This is a genomic window from Pseudomonas sp. NPDC098747 (assembly GCF_044760045.1).
Taxonomy (GTDB): domain Bacteria; phylum Pseudomonadota; class Gammaproteobacteria; order Pseudomonadales; family Pseudomonadaceae; genus Aquipseudomonas.
The window spans coordinates 129006-146019 of the sequence record NZ_JBIWAL010000003.1; the positions used below are offsets into that span (position 1 = coordinate 129006).

Sequence of the window (17014 nt, forward strand, 5' to 3'; positions counted from 1 at the left end):
AAAACTAACTCAGGTAGCGCACTAGCATGGGGTGCTAGGGGTCACTCGGTTCGCGGATACTGCGCCTCACTCACCTGCTCCATCCACTCCACCACTTTGCCGTCCAGCACTTCAGCAATGGCGATATGCGTCATCGCCGTCGTCGATACTGCGCCATGCCAATGCTTGGCTCCCGGTGCAATCCACACCGTGTCGCCGGGACGAATCGCGCGAATCGGCTGTCCCCATTCCTGCACGAAACCTGAACCGGCAGTAACGATTAACGTCTGACCCAACGGATGGGTATGCCACGCCGTGCGTGCGCCGGGCTCAAAGGTAACTGTGGCACCACTGACGCGCGCCTCATCGGTGCCTTTGAACGGCGCATCGACGCGCACGGTCCCGGTGAACCAATCTGCCGGCCCTCGAACCGAAGGCTGTGATGCATTGGGGGTAACAGTGACCCGTGAACGTTCATCGCCCTGAACATCCGCAGCCAACAGGGAAAGAGTCAAAGCAGAAGCAACAATCGGGTTCATGAAAAGCCCTCCAGAATCACAAATAACCCATGCAGGAACTGCCCAAGCCTGCGGCAGCTCCACAGGGAACTTGCTTCACTTTACCGGGCCGTACTCTTCGGATAATCGACTAGAATTCGATAAAACTTATGCAGGTAACTAATAAATGCTTCGTGAAAACGCCAGTGACCTGCTCGCCTTCCTTGCCGTGGCGCGCGAACGCAGTTTCACCAAAGCCGCGGCCAAACTCGGCGTCTCGCAGTCGGCGCTCAGCCATACCATTCGCGCACTCGAAACACGCCTGGGCCTGCGTCTACTGACCCGCACCACCCGCAGCGTCTCCCCCACCGAGGCCGGCGAACATCTGCTGCAAACCGTCGGCCCGCGCTTCGAAGAAATCGAGCAGGAACTCGCCGCCCTGAGCAACTTGCGTGAAACCCCGGCGGGCAAGATCCGCATCAGCGCCACCGACCACTCGCTGGACTGGCTGCTGCGCCCGGTGCTCAAAGAGTTTCTGCCGCAATACCCGGACATCGCCGTGGAGGTCTGCTGCGATTACGGTTTCGTTGATATCGCGGGCCAGGGTTTCGATGCCGGCGTGCGCTTGGGTGAAGACGTCGCCCAAGGCATGATCGCCACCCGCATCGGTCCGGACATGCGCATGGCCGTCGTCGGTTCGCCCGCTTACTTCGCCACCCGCTCAGCGCCACACACCCCACGCGATCTGACCGAGCACGCCTGCAACAATCTGCGCCTGCCCACCAACGGCGGGCTATACAGCTGGGAGTTCGAAAAGGACGGCGAAAGCCTCAAGGTGCGCGTGTCGGGGCAAGTCACGTTGAACGGTGTCTATCCGTTGCTCGATGCCGCACTGGACGGTTTCGGTCTGAGCTACATTCCGGAAAATATCGTCGCAACGCATTTGGCCGAGGGTCGTCTGGTGCAGGTGCTGGAAGACTGGTGCCCGACGTTCGCCGGTTATCACCTCTACTACCCGAGCCGGCGTCAGGCGGCACCGGCGTTTGCGTTGTTGCTGGAAGCTTTGCGTTATCGCGGCTGAAACACCTAGCCCACCAACGCAATCAACTGGTGACGCTGCGCATCGGTGAGCATCGGACCGAACCCGGCCTTGACGTTATCCGCCATGTAGCGCGGGTTGCCGGTACCGGGAATCACGCAGGTCACCGCCGGATGCGCCAGCAGAAACTTAAGCGCCAGTTGCGGCCAACTGTTGACCTGCACGTCCGACACCCAGGCCGGCAGCGGCTTGCCCTTGAGCCGCGCCAACAACTCTCCGCCACCGAAGGGCCGGTTGCAGACCACTGCCACCCCGTGCTCGCGGCACAACGGCAGAATGCGTTTCTCCACGCCTCGGTCATCGAGGGCGTAGTTGATTTGCAGGAAGTCCAGTTGCTGGGCCTTCAATACCGCTTCGACTTCGTCATAGGCCGAGGGTGTGTAGTGAGTGATGCCGATGTAACGAATGCGCCCCTGCTCTTTCCATTCACGCAAGGTCGGCAGATGGACTTGCCAGTCCAGCAGATTGTGAATCTGCATCAGGTCGATGCGCTCGGTGCGCAGCAGATTGAACGACTGCTCCATCTGCGCGATACCTTCCTTGCGGCCCCGGGTCCACACCTTGGTCGCCAGAAACGCCGGCGAGCGCGGTTCGTGGATCGACAGCAGTTCGCCGGTGGTCTGTTCGGCGCGGCCATACATGGGCGAGCTGTCGACCACGGTGCCACCCTTGGCGAACAGTTCGTCGAGCACCGCTGGCAGTTGCTTGTAGGCCGGGTCGCCCGGCGCGACGTCGAAGCCGCGATAGGTGCCCAGCCCCACCATGGGCAGGGACTCGGAGCTGGATGGGATGGCACGGGTCTGCATGGCTTGACCTCCGGAAGCGGCGGACGACGTGGCAGTGGCCAGCGCCCGATCAAAGGTGAACACCGCCGAAACGCCGGCAGCCAGCGTGAGCAAGCGGCGACGGGAGTAACCCTCAGTGTGGCTCATGCTGGTTCCCCTGCTGCATGGATCTGTTGCACGTTGTGTGCGCAAGCGGCCGCTTGCAAGCGCTGGACTACACTGCGACAGCGAACCTGCACACCCCGTTAAAAGTAGCCGAATGTCCCGAACTCTGATGTCACTCGTCGCATTGATCGTCGCCGCGTACCTGGTGCTGTGCGCGGCGCTGTTCTTTTTTCAGCGCTCGCTGATCTATTTTCCGCAGCCGAGCGCCGCAGATTCGTTGGGCTCGCGGCTGAAACTGTCGATGCCGGACGCGGACATCTGGGTCACCACCCGCGAACGCGTCGGGCCGCGAGCGTTGATCTATTTCGGCGGCAATGCCGAGGACGTGTCGCGCAATCTGCCAGAGTTCGCCGAAACGTTTCCCGATTACGCGCTGTATCTGTTGAATTACCGGGGCTTTGCTGGCAGCGGCGGCTCGCCGTCCGAAGAGGCGATTGCCGAGGATGCCCTGGCGTTGTTCGATCAGGTGCACACCCGCCATCCGCAGATTGCCGTGGTCGGACGCAGCCTTGGATCGGGCGTCGCGGTGCGCCTGGCCAGTCAACGGCCGGTGCAGCAACTGATTCTGGTCACGCCCTACAACAGCCTCGAAGAAATCGCCGCGCGGCAATATTCGTGGGTGCCGGTGAAGTGGCTGCTCAAGGATCGCTTCGAGTCAGGCAAATACGCCGCGCATATCCGCGTGCCGACGTTGTTGCTCGCAGCAAGTGATGACGAAGTGATCCCCCGCGCCAGCACCGAGCGATTGCTGGGCAGTTTTCCCAAAGGCGTGGCGGTGCTCAAGGTTGTGCCGGATTCGGGGCACAACTCGATTTCCGAGCGGGGGGAGTATTTGCAGTGGATGGGGGATGTGCTGAATCGATGAGGGTTATCGGGCTGGGAGTTTTTGTTGTCAGGGCAGGCCCCATCGCTGGCAAGTCGAATCGTCGCACCGCAGCTCCCACAGGGTCCGGTTGTGCATCCAAATCTGGTGAACAACATCGAACCTGTGGGAGCTGGCTTGCCAGCGATGGGGCCTGCCCTCGCAACACCAAAACCGACGGCCTTGCACGATGGGTCCAGCGCGCAATCTTCAGGCGGCGACTTTACCGCCCGCCACCATCGCCGAAGCCGCCAACATCGCCCGCAACAACACCGCGCACCCTGCTGCCAGATCGTCCGGTGCGGCGTTTTCGATTTCGTTGTGGCTGATGCCCCCTTCGCACGGCACGAAGATCATCCCGGCAGGCCCCAGTTCGGCGAGGAAAATCGCGTCATGGCCGGCACCGCTAACGATGTCCATATTCGACAAGCCCAAGCCATTGGCGGCATTGCGCACAGCGTCGACGCAGCCTTTTTCGAAGTACAGCGGCGGGAAGTCGGCGGTTGGGGTCAATTCATAAGTGAGGCCATGTTCTTCGCAGGTGGCTTCAATGACTTTCTTCACCTCGGCGATCATCGAGTCAAGGCGCGTCGGTTCCAGATGGCGGAAGTCGAGGGTCATGCGCACTTCGCCGGGGATGACGTTGCGCGAGCCCGGATAGGCTTGCAGGCAGCCGACCGTGCCGCAGGCGTGGGGTTGATGGCCGAGGGCGGCGCGGTTGACGGCGCCGACGATGACCGAGGCGCCGACCAGTGCGTCCTTGCGCAGGTGCATCGGGGTTGGGCCGGCGTGGGCTTCGACGCCGCGCAGCTTGAGGTCGAACCACTTCTGCCCCAATGCGCCGAGCACGACGCCGATGGTTTTATGTTCGTCTTCCAGAATCGGACCTTGTTCGATGTGCGCCTCGAAATAGGCGCCAACCTTGTGCCCGCTGACTTTGCGCGGGCCGGCATAGCCGATCGCATTGAGCGCCTCTCCTACGGTGACGCCGTCGGCATCGACTTTCGCGAGAGTTTCTTGGAGGGTGAATTTTTCCGCGAACACACCGGAGCCCATCATGCACGGGGCGAAACGCGAGCCTTCTTCGTTGGTCCAGACCACCACTTCCAGCGGCGCTTCGGTTTCCACACCGAGGTCATTGAGGGTGCGCAGCACTTCGACCCCGGCGAGCACGCCGAAACAGCCGTCGAACTTGCCGCCGGTGGGTTGGGTGTCGATGTGGCTGCCGGTCATCACTGGCGGCAGGCTCGGATTGCGCCCCGGGCGGCGGGCGAAGATGTTGCCGACCTCATCGACCGTGACGCTGCATCCGGCGTCCTTGCACCATTGCACAAACAGGTCGCGGGCCTGGCGGTCAAGGTCGGTCAGGGCCAGTCGACAGACCCCGCCCTTGACCGTGGCGCCGAGCTTGGCCAGTTCCATGAGCGACGCCCACAAGCGGTCGCGGTTGATGTGCTGATGGGTGGATTGCAGAACGTCTACGGCTGCGTTCATGGGGATCTTCTCAGGCAGTTCTCATGAGTTTTTTCAGGTAAATCTCAGGCGTAAGTCAGGCCGTATTCGCGAGCAAGCTCGCTCCCACAAGGGATACGCATTCCAACTGTGGGAGCGAGCTTGCTCGCGAAAAGGCGGCATTCACACCGCAGATTTCGCCACCGACGGGCTGCTGCGCATCACGCACAACCCGTAATAAATAATCCCACCCAACGCCGAGCCAGTGAACCAGCCATAGCTGTAGAACCAACTGAACGCGTCGCTACCCAGCGACGCCAGGGTCAGCACCACCGGCACACCAAACGCGATAAACCCAGCCCAGTTCCACGCCGGATAAACGTCATCACGGTACAACCCGGCCAGGTCCAGTTGCTGTTTCTTGATCAGGAAGTAGTCCACCACCATGATCCCGGCGATCGGCCCGAGCAGGCTCGAATAGCCCAGCAGCCAGTTGGAATACACGGTTTCGAGGCTGACGTCGGAGACGATCAGACCGAGTTTTTTCAACAGCTCATGGCCCATCAAAATCAGCCCCACCAACCCGGTCAGCAATACCGCTTTGGTGCGGTTGATCACCTTCGGCGCGATGTTCTGAAAGTCGTTGGTCGGCGAGACGATGTTGGCGGCGGTGTTGGTCGACAACGTGGCGATGATGATCAACGCCATCGCTATCGCCACCCATACCGGGCTCTGGATGTGGCCGATCAGGGTGACCGGATCAGAGACGGTCACGCCGACCAGTTTCACCGACGCCGCCGTCATGATCACGCCCAGAGAAGCGAACAGAAACATGGTCAGCGGCAGGCCAATAATCTGCCCGACAATTTGATCCTTCTGGCTCTTGGCGTAACGACTGAAGTCAGGGATGTTCAGCGACAGCGTGGCCCAGAAGCCGACCATCGCCGTCAGCCCGGCAGCGAAGTAACTGACCACGCTCGCGCCTTCCGGACGTTTGGGCGGGATCGCCAGCAGCTCGGTCATCGACACATTGGGCATCGCCCACACCAGCAGACCAATGCCGACCGCGATCAGCAGCGGCGCGGACAAGGTTTCCAGCCACTTGATCGACTCGGCACCGCGGATTACCACCCACAGGTTAAGTGCCCAAAACACCATGAAACCGATCACCTCCCCGGTGCCGCCAAGGGATTTCCAGCCGTCGAACACCGAGCCGAGAAACAGGTGAATCGCCAGTCCGCCAAACATCGTCTGAATGCCGAACCAGCCGCACGCCACCAGTGCCCTAATCAGGCACGGCACGTTGGACCCGAGAATGCCGAACGATGAGCGCAGCAACACCGGAAACGGGATGCCGTACTTGGTGCCGGGGAAAGCATTGAGCGTCAGCGGAATCAGCACGATGACGTTGGCGAACAGAATCGCCAACAACGCTTCGCCGACGCTCAGGCCGAAATACGCCGTGAGCACGCCGCCGAGGGTGTAGGTCGGCACGCAGATCGCCATGCCGACCCACAACGCGGTGATGTGCCATTTGTTCCAGGTTCGCTCGCGCACCTTGGTCGGTGCCATGTCGTGGTTGTAACGGGGACTGTCGAGTACGTCGCTGCCGGCTTCGAGCTCGAACAAGCCGTCGCGCTCGGTCACTTGCGATCTGATCTGTTGCATGGCCGCTCCACTGTTCTTCTGATTATTTTTTTGCTCATCAGGCGGCTGGCGCATGGGGCGCGAGCCGGACGATGGCCGGAGGAACTGACAACTTTCATGCACCGACCAAGGTGTCAGCGGCGGCATCAATAAACGTGCCGGGTGAATCGCTTAGCGCTTGGGTCGTGCTTTAAACGCATTGCAACTTTATGATATTGCTCGGTTTTAATTATTCACCGGCGGAGCCTTTGGAAACTTGTCTGGGCGCTCAGGCTAAACGCTTGGCAAGTTGTCCGAACAGACAGGACTCAAACTGGTGCACTGCACTTTTTTTATTTGTGAGCAATCAACCGCAGCTCAACTTCAAGCGGCTGATTTCACATAAGAAATCTTGACCATATTTCCATCCTGTCAAGTGCGTCAAAATGGTGAGCAGGCTCACCATTTTGGTGATTTTCTGTTTTTATTGTTAATTATCAGCAACTTAAATCAGATATAAGCTTATAAAAAATATTCTTGATCTATTGCAAAACTGAGACTAGTTTCTATTCCTGACAGCACTGACAGGAATACGCCCTTCAACGCTGTACATCAATAAAACATTTAGAACCGGCACAAGTCGGTCATGCCTGCGAGGAACTCGGAATGTCTCTGTTGATCCGTGGCGCCACCGTTGTTACCCATGATGAAAGTTACCGCGCCGACGTCTATTGCGCTGACGGCGTGATTAAAGCCATCGGTGAAAACCTTGATGTTCCCGCCAGCGCCGAAGTGCTCGACGGCAGCGGCCAATACCTGATGCCCGGCGGCATCGATCCACACACTCACATGCAACTCCCGTTCATGGGCACCGTGGCCAGCGAAGACTTCTTCAGCGGCACCGCTGCGGGTCTGGCCGGCGGCACCACGTCGATCATCGACTTCGTGATTCCCAATCCGCAGCAGTCGTTGATGGAGGCGTTTCATCAGTGGCGCGGCTGGGCGGAAAAATCGGCATCGGACTACGGCTTCCACGTGGCGATCACCTGGTGGAGCGAGCAGGTGCGTGAGGAAATGGCCGAGCTGGTCAGCCATCACGGCATCAACAGTTTCAAGCATTTCATGGCCTACAAGAACGCGATCATGGCCGCCGACGACACGCTGGTGGCGAGTTTCGAGCGCTGTCTGGAACTCGGTGCGGTGCCGACCGTGCATGCGGAGAACGGCGAACTGGTTTATCACCTGCAACGCAAGTTGATGGCCCAGGGCTTCACCGGCCCGGAAGCGCATCCGCTGTCACGTCCTTCGCAGGTTGAAGGTGAAGCGGCGAGCCGGGCGATTCGTATCGCCGAAACCATTGGCACGCCGCTGTACCTGGTGCACGTTTCGACCAAAGAGGCCCTCGACGAAATCACCTATGCGCGCAGCAAGGGCCAACCGGTTTACGGTGAAGTGCTTGCCGGGCATTTGCTGCTCGACGATAGCGTCTACCAACACCCGGACTGGCAGACCGCCGCCGGTTACGTGATGAGTCCGCCGTTTCGTCCACGCGGTCATCAGGAAGCGCTGTGGCGTGGCCTGCAAAACGGCAACCTGCACACCACCGCCACCGACCACTGCTGCTTTTGCGCCGAGCAAAAAGCCGCCGGGCGCGACGACTTCAGCAAGATCCCCAACGGCACCGCCGGCATCGAAGACCGCATGGCGCTGTTGTGGGATGAGGGAGTGAATACCGGGCGTTTTTCGATGCAGGATTTTGTTGCGCTGACCTCGACCAACACCGCGAAGATTTTCAACCTCTACCCGCGCAAAGGCGCGATTCGCGTCGGCGCCGATGCCGACCTGGTGCTGTGGGACCCGCAAGGTACGCGCACCATTTCCGCCGAGACCCACCATCAGCAGGTGGACTTCAACATCTTCGAAGGCAAAACCGTGCGCGGCGTGCCGAGCCATACCGTCAGTCAGGGCCGGGTGGTCTGGGCCGATGGTGATCTGCGTGCAGAACGTGGGGCCGGACGGTACATCGAACGGCCGGCGTATCCGGCGGTGTTTGATTTGCTGAGCAAACGGGCTGAGCAACATAAGCCGGTTGCTGTGAAACGCTGAAATCGAGGCCTTCGGCCTATCGCTGGCAAGCCAGCTCCCACAAGGATTTGTGAACACATAGCCCCCTGTGGGAGCTGGCTTGCCAGCGATGAGGCCATAACAGACAACGCAAATACCAATGCCCATCAGAGGCAGTTACCTCAATAACCGTGAGGCACACCACCGTGATCGAAACCCTGAACCATCTCCCCCACCCGCACGAAAGCGCGGCCGCCCTCGCCGGTCATTTCACCGATCTGGCGCCGCCGCTCAACGATCGGCAGGCCCATCTGGAAGCGTCGCGTTGCCTGTATTGCTACGACGCGCCATGCGTGAACGCGTGCCCGAGCGAGATCGATATTCCCTCGTTCATCCGCAACATCCATCAGGACAACGTGCCCGGTGCCGCGCAGAAAATCCTTTCGGCGAACATCCTCGGCGGCAGTTGCGCCCGGGTCTGTCCGACCGAAATCCTCTGCCAGCAAGCCTGCGTGCGCAACAACGCTCAGGAATGCGCGCCAGTGCTGATCGGCCTGTTGCAACGCTACGCCGTGGACAACGCGCATTTCACCGAACACCCGTTCCAACGCGCCGCCACCACCGGCAAGCGCATTGCTGTGGTTGGCGCCGGGCCGGCGGGTTTGTCCTGCGCGCACCGCAGCGCCATGCATGGCCATGACGTGGTGATTTTCGAAGCACGGGAGAAGGCTGGCGGCCTCAATGAATTCGGGATCGCCAAGTACAAACTGGTCGACGATTACGCACAGAAGGAACTGAATTTCCTCCTGCAAATCGGCGGCATCGAAATCCGCCACGGGCAGAAACTCGGAGAGAATCTGACCCTCAGCGAATTGCATCAACAGTTCGACGCGGTGTTCCTCGGCCTTGGTCTCAACGCCAGCAAACAACTGGGTCTGGCCCACGAAGACGCTCCCGGCCTGCTCGCGGCTACCGACTACATCCGCGAACTGCGTCAGGCCGACGACCTCACGCAACTACCGCTAGCCGAGCGCTGCATCGTGCTTGGCGCCGGCAACACCGCGATCGACATGGCGGTGCAAATGGCGCGCCTCGGTGCCCGCGATGTGAATTTGGTGTATCGCCGTGGCGCGGCGGACATGGGCGCCACCGGACATGAACAAGACATCGCCAAAGCCAATCAGGTGCGGCTGCTGACCTGGGCGCAACCGGAAGAGGTGCTGCTCGATGATCAGGGCCGCGTGCGCGGCATGCGTTTCGCCCGCACAGATCTGGTCGACGGTCGTCTGCAAACCACCGGGGAAACCTTCGAACTGGCGGCCGATGCGATCTTCAAAGCCATCGGTCAATCCTTCGACGGCAGCGCCCTCGCCGACCCGATGGCCCGTGAACTCAAGCGTCAGGGCGAGCGTATTCAGGTTGATGAAAACCTGCGCACCAGCATTCCCGGCGTGTATGCCGGTGGCGACTGCACCAGCCTCGATCAGGATCTGACGGTGCAAGCGGTGCAACACGGCAAGCTCGCCGCCGAGGCGATCAATGCTCAACTGATGCTTAACGTGGAGGCTGCGTAAATGGCCGATCTCTCGATTATTTTCGCCGGCATCAAAGCCCCCAACCCATTCTGGCTGGCCTCCGCGCCGCCGACCGATAAAGCCTACAACGTGGTCCGCGCCTTCGAGGCTGGCTGGGGCGGCGTGGTCTGGAAAACCCTCGGCGAGGACCCGGCGGCGGTCAACGTGTCGTCGCGTTACTCGGCGCACTACGGCAACAACCGCGAAGTGCTGGGCATCAACAACATCGAGTTGATCACCGACCGCTCGCTGGAGATCAACCTGCGCGAAATCACCCAGGTGAAAAAGGATTGGCCGGACCGCGCGCTGATTGTGTCGCTGATGGTCCCGTGCGAGGAAGAGTCGTGGAAACACATTCTGCCGCTGGTGGAAGCGACTGGGGCCGACGGCATCGAACTCAACTTCGGCTGCCCCCACGGCATGCCCGAACGCGGCATGGGCGCGGCGGTTGGTCAGGTCCCGGAGTACGTCGAGCAAGTGACCCGCTGGTGCAAGACTTACTGCTCGCTGCCGGTGATCGTCAAACTGACGCCGAACATCACCGACATCCGCGTCGCGGCTCGCGCGGCTTATCGCGGTGGCGCCGATGCGGTGTCGTTGATCAACACCATCAACTCGATCACCAGCGTTGATCTCGAACACATGGTCGCCCTGCCCACCGTCGGCAGCAAAAGCACCCACGGCGGTTATTGCGGCTCGGCGGTCAAACCGATTGCGTTGAACATGGTCGCGGAAATCGCCCGCGATCCACTGACTCAAGGCCTGCCGATCTGCGGCATCGGCGGCATCGGCAGTTGGCGTGATGCGGCGGAATTCATGGCGCTGGGCAGCGGGTCGGTGCAGGTGTGCACGGCGGCGATGCTGCATGGTTTTCGGATTGTCGAGGAGATGAAGGACGGTCTGTCGCGATGGATGGACAGTCAGGGTTACGCCAGCATCGCCGAGTTTTCCGGGCGCGCGGTGGGCAACACCACGGACTGGAAGTATCTGGACATCAACTATCAGGTGATTGCGAAGATCGATCAGGAGGCGTGCATTGGTTGTGGGCGTTGCCACATTGCTTGCGAGGACACTTCACACCAGGCGATCAGCAGTGTTCGAGAGGCCGATGGCACGCATAAATATGAAGTGATCGACGATGAGTGCGTGGGCTGCAATCTGTGCCAGATTACCTGCCCGGTAGCGGACTGCATCGAGATGGTACCGATGGAGACGGGCAAGCCGTTTCTGGACTGGAATCATGATCCGAGGAATCCGTATCACGTTGCGGTTTAGATTGCGTGCTGATCCAACAGCCCCCTCACCCTAGCCCTCTCCCAAGGGAGAGGGGACTGATTGGGGGATATTGGCGACATGCACCAACTTGAACGATTTGCTTTGAATCCATAATCGACTTGGTATTTCAGGTCGATGTATAACGCAAGACACCTCGGTCAGTCCCCTCTCCCTCCGGGAGAGGGTTAGGGTGAGGGTCGGCTTTTGATCGCGCTGGTCAGGGCTCCAACCCGATCCCGCGCAAGATCACACTCGTCACCGTCTGCACCGCCCGCTCGAACTGCATGTCCGACAGCGGCTGGTGGTTGTTCAAGATATTCACCTGATGATCAAAGTCGGCGTAGTGCTGGGTCGACGCCCAGATCATGTACAGCAGGCTCGATGGCTCCACCGGCAAAATGCGCTTGTCCTCGACCCATTGGCGGATCTTCGCTTCCTTCATCTTCGCCCAGTCATACAGGCTGACATCCAGCGCCTCACCCAGCGTCGGCGCACCATGAATAATCTCATTGGCCCAGACTTTCGAACCATAAGGCCGGCTGCGCGAGTGGTTCATCTTGGCGCGGATGTAGCTGCTGAGCACCACGCGAGGATCGTCAAACATCTCAAAGCACAACGCGTCCTGCTTCCAGACTTCCAGCAGGTCGAACAGCACCGCGCTGTACAACTCACTCTTGGTGCTGAAGTAGTAATGCAGATTGGAACGCGGCAGTTGCACCTCGGCGGCGATGTCGGCCATGGCGGTACTGCCGAAGCCTTTTTCGGCGAAGACTTTTTCCGCGGCGAGGAGGATTTTTTCGACGTTACTGCGGCGAATTTCGATCTTGTGATTGCCCATGTGGGCTCCCTGACAACAACGTTGTTGCAGACTAACACCCGCTCTGGCACCGGGGCGACCGCTGCAAACAAAACTTCGTACAGCGCTGATCAGTGAGGCTGCGTATCCCCCGCCGCCGTATCAATACTCACCACCACCGACATCCCCGGCCGCAATCTTTCCTCCTCCTGCTGATCCGGATCTATGGTGATTCGCACCGGCACCCGCTGGGCGATTTTGACGAAGTTGCCCGTCGCATTGTCCGCCTGCAACAAGGCGAATTCAGAACCGGTGCCTGGCGAAATATGCTGCACATGCCCGGTGAATTTGCGGTGGTTCAGCGCATCGACGGTGAAGTGCACGGGTTGCCCGACCCGCACGTTGTCCATCTGGGTTTCCTTCATGTTGGCGATCACCCATTTCTGGTTCGGCACCAGCGCCATCAACTGCGCCCCGGAGTTGACGTACGCGCCGAGACGCACGCCGATCTGCCCGAGCTGGCCGTCGCGCGGGGCGACGATTCGCGTGTTCGACAGATCGATCCGCGCCAGTTGCACGGCGGCGTCGGCGCTGGCGACTGCGGCTTCGAGCGAGCCGCGATTGACGATCACCGTTTGCAGATCCTGACGGGCGATTTCCAAATTGGCTTTCGCCTGAGCGACGGCCGCAACACTTTGCGCATTGGCGGCGAGCGCCACGTCCATCTCGCGTTTGGAGACCGAACCGTCACTCACCAGTTCCTTGTTACGACGCAGATCGGCCGCACTTTTGCGTAACTGCGCTTCGCTGTCAGCGACCACTGCCTGACGCAATTTGATCGTCGCTTCGGCGCTGTTGCTTTGCTGCACCACGTTGGCCAGCGCGGCTTTCTGCACCGCCAGTTGCGCCAGCGATTGATCGAGGCGTTGCTGATAGATGCGGTCGTCCAGACGCACCAGCAAATCCCCAGCCTTCACATACTGGAAATCCTGCACCGGCACTTCATAAACATAACCAGCGAGCTGCGGGCCGATGATCGTCACCTGCCCGCGCACCAGGGCGTTTTCGGTGGTTTCGACGGCACTGCTGAACGGTGGCAATTGCCAGGCGTACAGCACGATCAACACGCCGACGATGGCAATCGCGGCAAAACCCATCGACGAGATAATCCGCACTCGCAGCGAGCGCGGCTCGGTATTCGGTGATGACGGCGGCGCCACACCTTCGGGCGTGGCGGCAATAGCATTGGTGGTTGTAGTGGTCGGTTCGGTCATGAAGAAATGGCACCGCTGTCAGGGACGGAAGGCTTAACGGGAGTAGAGTCGACGGCTTTGGTGGTGCTCATCAGCCACAGCGCGCGAATGGATAACCAGATCATGGTCGCCACCGCGATCACCGCGATGAGCATGAACACATCGTTATAGGCCAGCACATTGGCTTCGCGCGTCGCGGCATTGGCCAGGCTGCGAATACCGGCCAGATTGCGTAAGTCTGGGTCAGCCAGCAACGAGCCGTAGGCCGAGCCGCCGCTTTGCACGCGCGCGGCCACTAAGGGATCGGACAGCGTCAGATGCTCGACGATCTGGCTGGAGTGAAATTTCTCGCGCACGATCTGAAAGGTGCCGAGCAACGCCGCACCAATCAAGCCGCCCAGGTTATTGCAGATCCCGAACAACACGGAAAAGCTCACCAGATTGCGTGGATTGGTCAGCACGTTGCGCGTGCCGAGAACCATGGTCGGACCGAGGAAAAAGGTACTGCCGAACGCCAGTAAAAACTGACTGAAATACAGGTTCTCCGGGCGGGTCAGGTTGTTGGAAAAACTGTCCATCACCGAGCCGGTCGCCATCAATGCCAGAGAAATGATCAGCGGCATCAGCAGGTGTTTCGGGTTGATCGTCAGCGCGCTGGTCAACAACCCGGCGACGCTGCCGATCAGCATCACCACGTACAGGCTGTGCAACTGCTGGCTGCTCATGTTGAGGTTTTGCATGAAGCCGACGGCGCCGGTGGATTGCTCCGAGGTGACCATACGAATCAGGATCACCGCCAGCGCCAGACGAATCATCACCCCGCTGCCGAGCCAGCGCGTCATCAACATCGGGTTGCTGCGGTTGTGCTCGATGGCCAGGCCCGTGAGGATCAACGCGATCGAGCCAGCCAGGGCGACGCCGATCCAGTCGGCCTCCAGCCACCAGTCGATCCGTCCCAGCGACAGCACCGCGCAGAGCAACGCCACACCGCTGGCCAGAATCGCGAAGGTGAGAAAGTCGAGTTTTTCAAAGGTCTTGAAGCGGTCGCCGGGCGGCAGTTTGAGCAGCAGCACGCAACCCAGCGACAACAGGGCCATGCCCAATTCAAACAGGTACAAACCGCGCCATTCAGCAATTTGCAGCAAATCCTCAGAGAACAGTCGCGCCAGCGGCAGCGCCAGTTGCGACGTGCCAAGGCCGAGCACCAGCGCCTTCAGCCGCCACTTCTCCGGGAACGCCTGCACCATGTAATACAGGCCCAGGGAACTCAACGCTGCGCCGACCATGCCGTGAGCCGCGCGCACCGCCACGGCCGAATTCAAATCGTTGACGAACAAATGGCCGAAGGTCACCAGCGCATACAGCACCAGGAACACCTCGGTGAACGCACGCAAACCGAACTGCTGACGAAACTTCACCAGCAGCAGGTTCATCGAGACGTTGGTCATCACATACGCGGCGGGCAGCCAGGCCATTTCCGCCGTGGTCGCACCGAGTGCGCCTTGCAGGTAAATCAGATTCGCGACCACCAGCGAATTGCCTAAACCGCCGGTCAACGCCACCAGCAACCCGACCAGCGCGTAGGCCACGCGCTTGGGATTGGAGTGCAATGGCGTCGAGGGGGAACCGGGCAAACTGGGCTTCTCGTGCGGCTGCCAGTTGCGCGGGGCGTATTGATCCATTGAAAAGCCTTGTGCGGGAGGTGACCGAAGTTTGCCGCATTTTTTCTGACAGCACACATTTCCATGGACAACAAAAAGCCCTGTGGGAGCTGGCTTGCCAGCGATAGCGGTGTGTCAGTGCACAAGGATGCCGGATCTGCCGGCCTCATCGCTGGCAAGCCAGCTCCCACAGGGCTCTATGTAGGATGGGTAATTTTTAACCTGCTCAAGTCATCGTATAACTTCCTGTTGACATTCCAGCAGAATCTGGGAAATATCCGCACCCATGTTGTACGACGACGTATAACAAATAATAAAAACAACAATCGATCCAGGGAGCGACCCAGTGAGCACACTCGTCTGCAATTCCGTCCGCCCTTCCCGCTTTTCCGTCACCCGCCCTCGCCTGACCTTAAGTCTGATCGGCTGTAGTAGCCTCGCCTTCGCCTTGCCCATGAGCGCCGACGCCGAAGGGTTTCTCGAAGACAGCAAAGCCACGCTGAACCTGCGCAACGCCTACTTCAACCGCAACTTCACCAACCCGAACGCCGCTCAGGGCAAGGCTGAAGAGTGGACGCAGAGCTTCATCCTCGATGCCAAGTCCGGATTCACCCAAGGCACCGTGGGTTTCGGCATAGACATGCTCGGGCTGTACTCGCAAAAACTCGATGGCGGTAAAGGCACCGGCGGTACGCAGTTACTGCCGATCCACGATGACGGGCGCCCGGCCGACAATTTCGGTCGCCTCGGTGTGGCATTGAAAGCCAAGGTGTCGAAGACCGAGTTGAAGGTCGGCGAGTGGATGCCGGTACTGCCGATCCTGCGCTCCGACGACGGCCGCTCCCTGCCGCAGACCTTTCGCGGTGGCCAGATCACGTCCACCGAGATCAATGGCCTGAGCCTGTACGGCGGCCAGTTCCGCGGCAACAGCCCGCGCAACGACGCGAGCATGGAAGACATGTCGATGAACGGCCGCGGCGCGTTCACCTCCGACCGTTTCAACTTTGGTGGTGGTGAATACTCCTTCAACGACAAGCGCACCCTAGTCGGCGTGTGGTACGCCGAACTCACCGACATCTACCAGCAGCAGTATTTCAATCTCAGCCACAGCCAGCCGCTGGGCGACTGGACGCTGGGCGCCAACCTCGGTTTCTTCACCGGCAAGGAAGACGGCAGCGCGCAGGCCGGCGATCTCGACAACAAAACCGCGTTCGCCATGCTTTCGGCCAAATACGGTGGCAACACCTTCTACGTCGGCCTGCAAAAACTCGGCGGCGACGATGCGTGGATGCGCGTCAACGGCACCAGCGGCGGCACCCTGGCCAACGACAGTTACAACGCCAGTTACGACAACGCCAAGGAACGCTCCTGGCAGTTGCGCCACGACTATAACTTCGTCGCCCTTGGCGTCCCCGGCCTGACCCTGATGAACCGCTACATCAGCGGCGATAACGTGCACACCGCCACCACCAGCGATGGCAAGGAATGGGGCCGTGAGTCGGAACTGGCTTACACCGTGCAGAGCGGGCCGCTGAAGAGCCTCAATGTGAAATGGCGCAACGCGACAATTCGCCGGGACTTCAGCACCAACGAGTTTGATGAAAACCGGCTCTTTATCAGCTATCCGATTTCGTTGTTGTAACTCATTGCTCGTATGTTGACCCGATCCTGTGGCGAGGGGATTCATCCCCGATCGGCTGCGCAGCAGTCGTCGCTGTTTTTTCTCAAGAACTGATTGGGGTGGCTTCGCCACCCATCGGGGATAAATCCCCTCGCCACAGGGAAATATTCGACAGACAGGACGGAACAGCCCTTCCGTCATTTACCCCAAAAGTCGCGTTGACAAGATCCGGAAACCCTACCGATACTTCAGCGCAGTCATACGACAACCTACAACAAACCTAAAAACAACGAGCTCAGGGATTG

The 17014-nt window shown here is 60.0% G+C and carries 13 protein-coding genes; 6 read left to right on the forward strand and 7 right to left on the reverse strand.

The genetic code is table 11. The annotated features are described in order from the left end of the window. Positions 1-41: 41 nt before the first annotated feature. On the reverse strand, positions 42-518 hold the full coding sequence (locus tag ACIQVE_RS02760; protein WP_402804285.1) for a cupin domain-containing protein: 477 nt from the start codon (positions 516-518) through the stop codon (positions 42-44). Between the two features lie 145 nt (positions 519-663). On the opposite strand from ACIQVE_RS02760, the gene ACIQVE_RS02765 reads away from it, so the two are divergent. Continuing rightward, positions 664-1557: a LysR family transcriptional regulator gene (locus ACIQVE_RS02765; RefSeq protein ID WP_402804287.1), complete on the forward strand. Its 894-nt coding sequence runs from the start codon at positions 664-666 to the stop codon at positions 1555-1557. Positions 1558-1562: 5 nt separating this feature from the next. Here the strand turns inward: ACIQVE_RS02765 and ACIQVE_RS02770 are convergent, their stop codons facing one another. Further along, positions 1563-2507, reverse strand: a complete 945-nt coding sequence (locus tag ACIQVE_RS02770) for an aldo/keto reductase (RefSeq protein ID WP_402804289.1) — start codon at positions 2505-2507, stop codon at positions 1563-1565. A 112-nt stretch (positions 2508-2619) separates the two neighbouring features. On the opposite strand from ACIQVE_RS02770, the gene ACIQVE_RS02775 reads away from it, so the two are divergent. Then, on the forward strand, positions 2620-3390 hold the full coding sequence (locus ACIQVE_RS02775) for an alpha/beta hydrolase (protein WP_402804291.1): 771 nt from the start codon (positions 2620-2622) through the stop codon (positions 3388-3390). A 207-nt stretch (positions 3391-3597) separates the two neighbouring features. Here the strand turns inward: ACIQVE_RS02775 and ACIQVE_RS02780 are convergent, their stop codons facing one another. Both ACIQVE_RS02780 and ACIQVE_RS02785 read right to left on the reverse strand, forming a co-directional pair. Continuing rightward, the gene (locus tag ACIQVE_RS02780; RefSeq protein WP_402804293.1) at positions 3598-4881 is read right to left on the reverse strand and encodes a Zn-dependent hydrolase; all 1284 of its coding nucleotides are present in this window, start codon (positions 4879-4881) and stop codon (positions 3598-3600) included. 141 nt (positions 4882-5022) lie between these two features. Beyond that, positions 5023-6507 (reverse strand): NCS1 family nucleobase:cation symporter-1, encoded by a 1485-nt coding sequence (locus ACIQVE_RS02785; RefSeq protein WP_402804295.1) that lies wholly within the window; start codon positions 6505-6507, stop codon positions 5023-5025. A 624-nt stretch (positions 6508-7131) separates the two neighbouring features. On the opposite strand from ACIQVE_RS02785, the gene hydA reads away from it, so the two are divergent. From hydA to preA, 3 genes are all read left to right on the forward strand, one after another. Then, positions 7132-8571: a dihydropyrimidinase gene (gene hydA / locus ACIQVE_RS02790; protein WP_402804298.1), complete on the forward strand. Its 1440-nt coding sequence runs from the start codon at positions 7132-7134 to the stop codon at positions 8569-8571. 164 nt (positions 8572-8735) lie between these two features. Then, the gene (locus tag ACIQVE_RS02795) at positions 8736-10103 is read left to right on the forward strand and encodes an NAD(P)-dependent oxidoreductase (RefSeq protein ID WP_402804300.1); all 1368 of its coding nucleotides are present in this window, start codon (positions 8736-8738) and stop codon (positions 10101-10103) included. Beyond that, positions 10104-11378: an NAD-dependent dihydropyrimidine dehydrogenase subunit PreA gene (gene preA, locus ACIQVE_RS02800; RefSeq protein ID WP_402804302.1), complete on the forward strand. Its 1275-nt coding sequence runs from the start codon at positions 10104-10106 to the stop codon at positions 11376-11378. Positions 11379-11595: 217 nt separating this feature from the next. Here preA and ACIQVE_RS02805 read toward each other — a convergent pair whose 3' ends face one another. The 3 genes from ACIQVE_RS02805 to ACIQVE_RS02815 all read right to left on the reverse strand — a co-directional run bounded on the left by ACIQVE_RS02805 (position 11596) and on the right by ACIQVE_RS02815 (position 15109). Further along, positions 11596-12216 carry a TetR/AcrR family transcriptional regulator gene (locus ACIQVE_RS02805; RefSeq protein WP_402804304.1) on the reverse strand — a complete coding sequence of 207 codons (621 nt, stop codon included), beginning with the start codon at positions 12214-12216 and terminating at the stop codon, positions 11596-11598. 89 nt (positions 12217-12305) lie between these two features. Continuing rightward, positions 12306-13448, reverse strand: a complete 1143-nt coding sequence (locus ACIQVE_RS02810; RefSeq protein WP_402804306.1) for an HlyD family secretion protein — start codon at positions 13446-13448, stop codon at positions 12306-12308. After that, positions 13445-15109, reverse strand: a complete 1665-nt coding sequence (locus ACIQVE_RS02815; protein WP_402804308.1) for an MFS transporter — start codon at positions 15107-15109, stop codon at positions 13445-13447. Before ACIQVE_RS02815 ends, ACIQVE_RS02810 begins: the two co-directional genes overlap by 4 nt. A gap of 385 nt (positions 15110-15494) precedes the next feature. Here ACIQVE_RS02815 and ACIQVE_RS02820 point away from each other — a divergent pair, with 385 nt between their 5' ends. Next, on the forward strand, positions 15495-16730 hold the full coding sequence (locus tag ACIQVE_RS02820; RefSeq protein ID WP_402804526.1) for an OprD family porin: 1236 nt from the start codon (positions 15495-15497) through the stop codon (positions 16728-16730). Positions 16731-17014 lie beyond the last annotated feature (284 nt).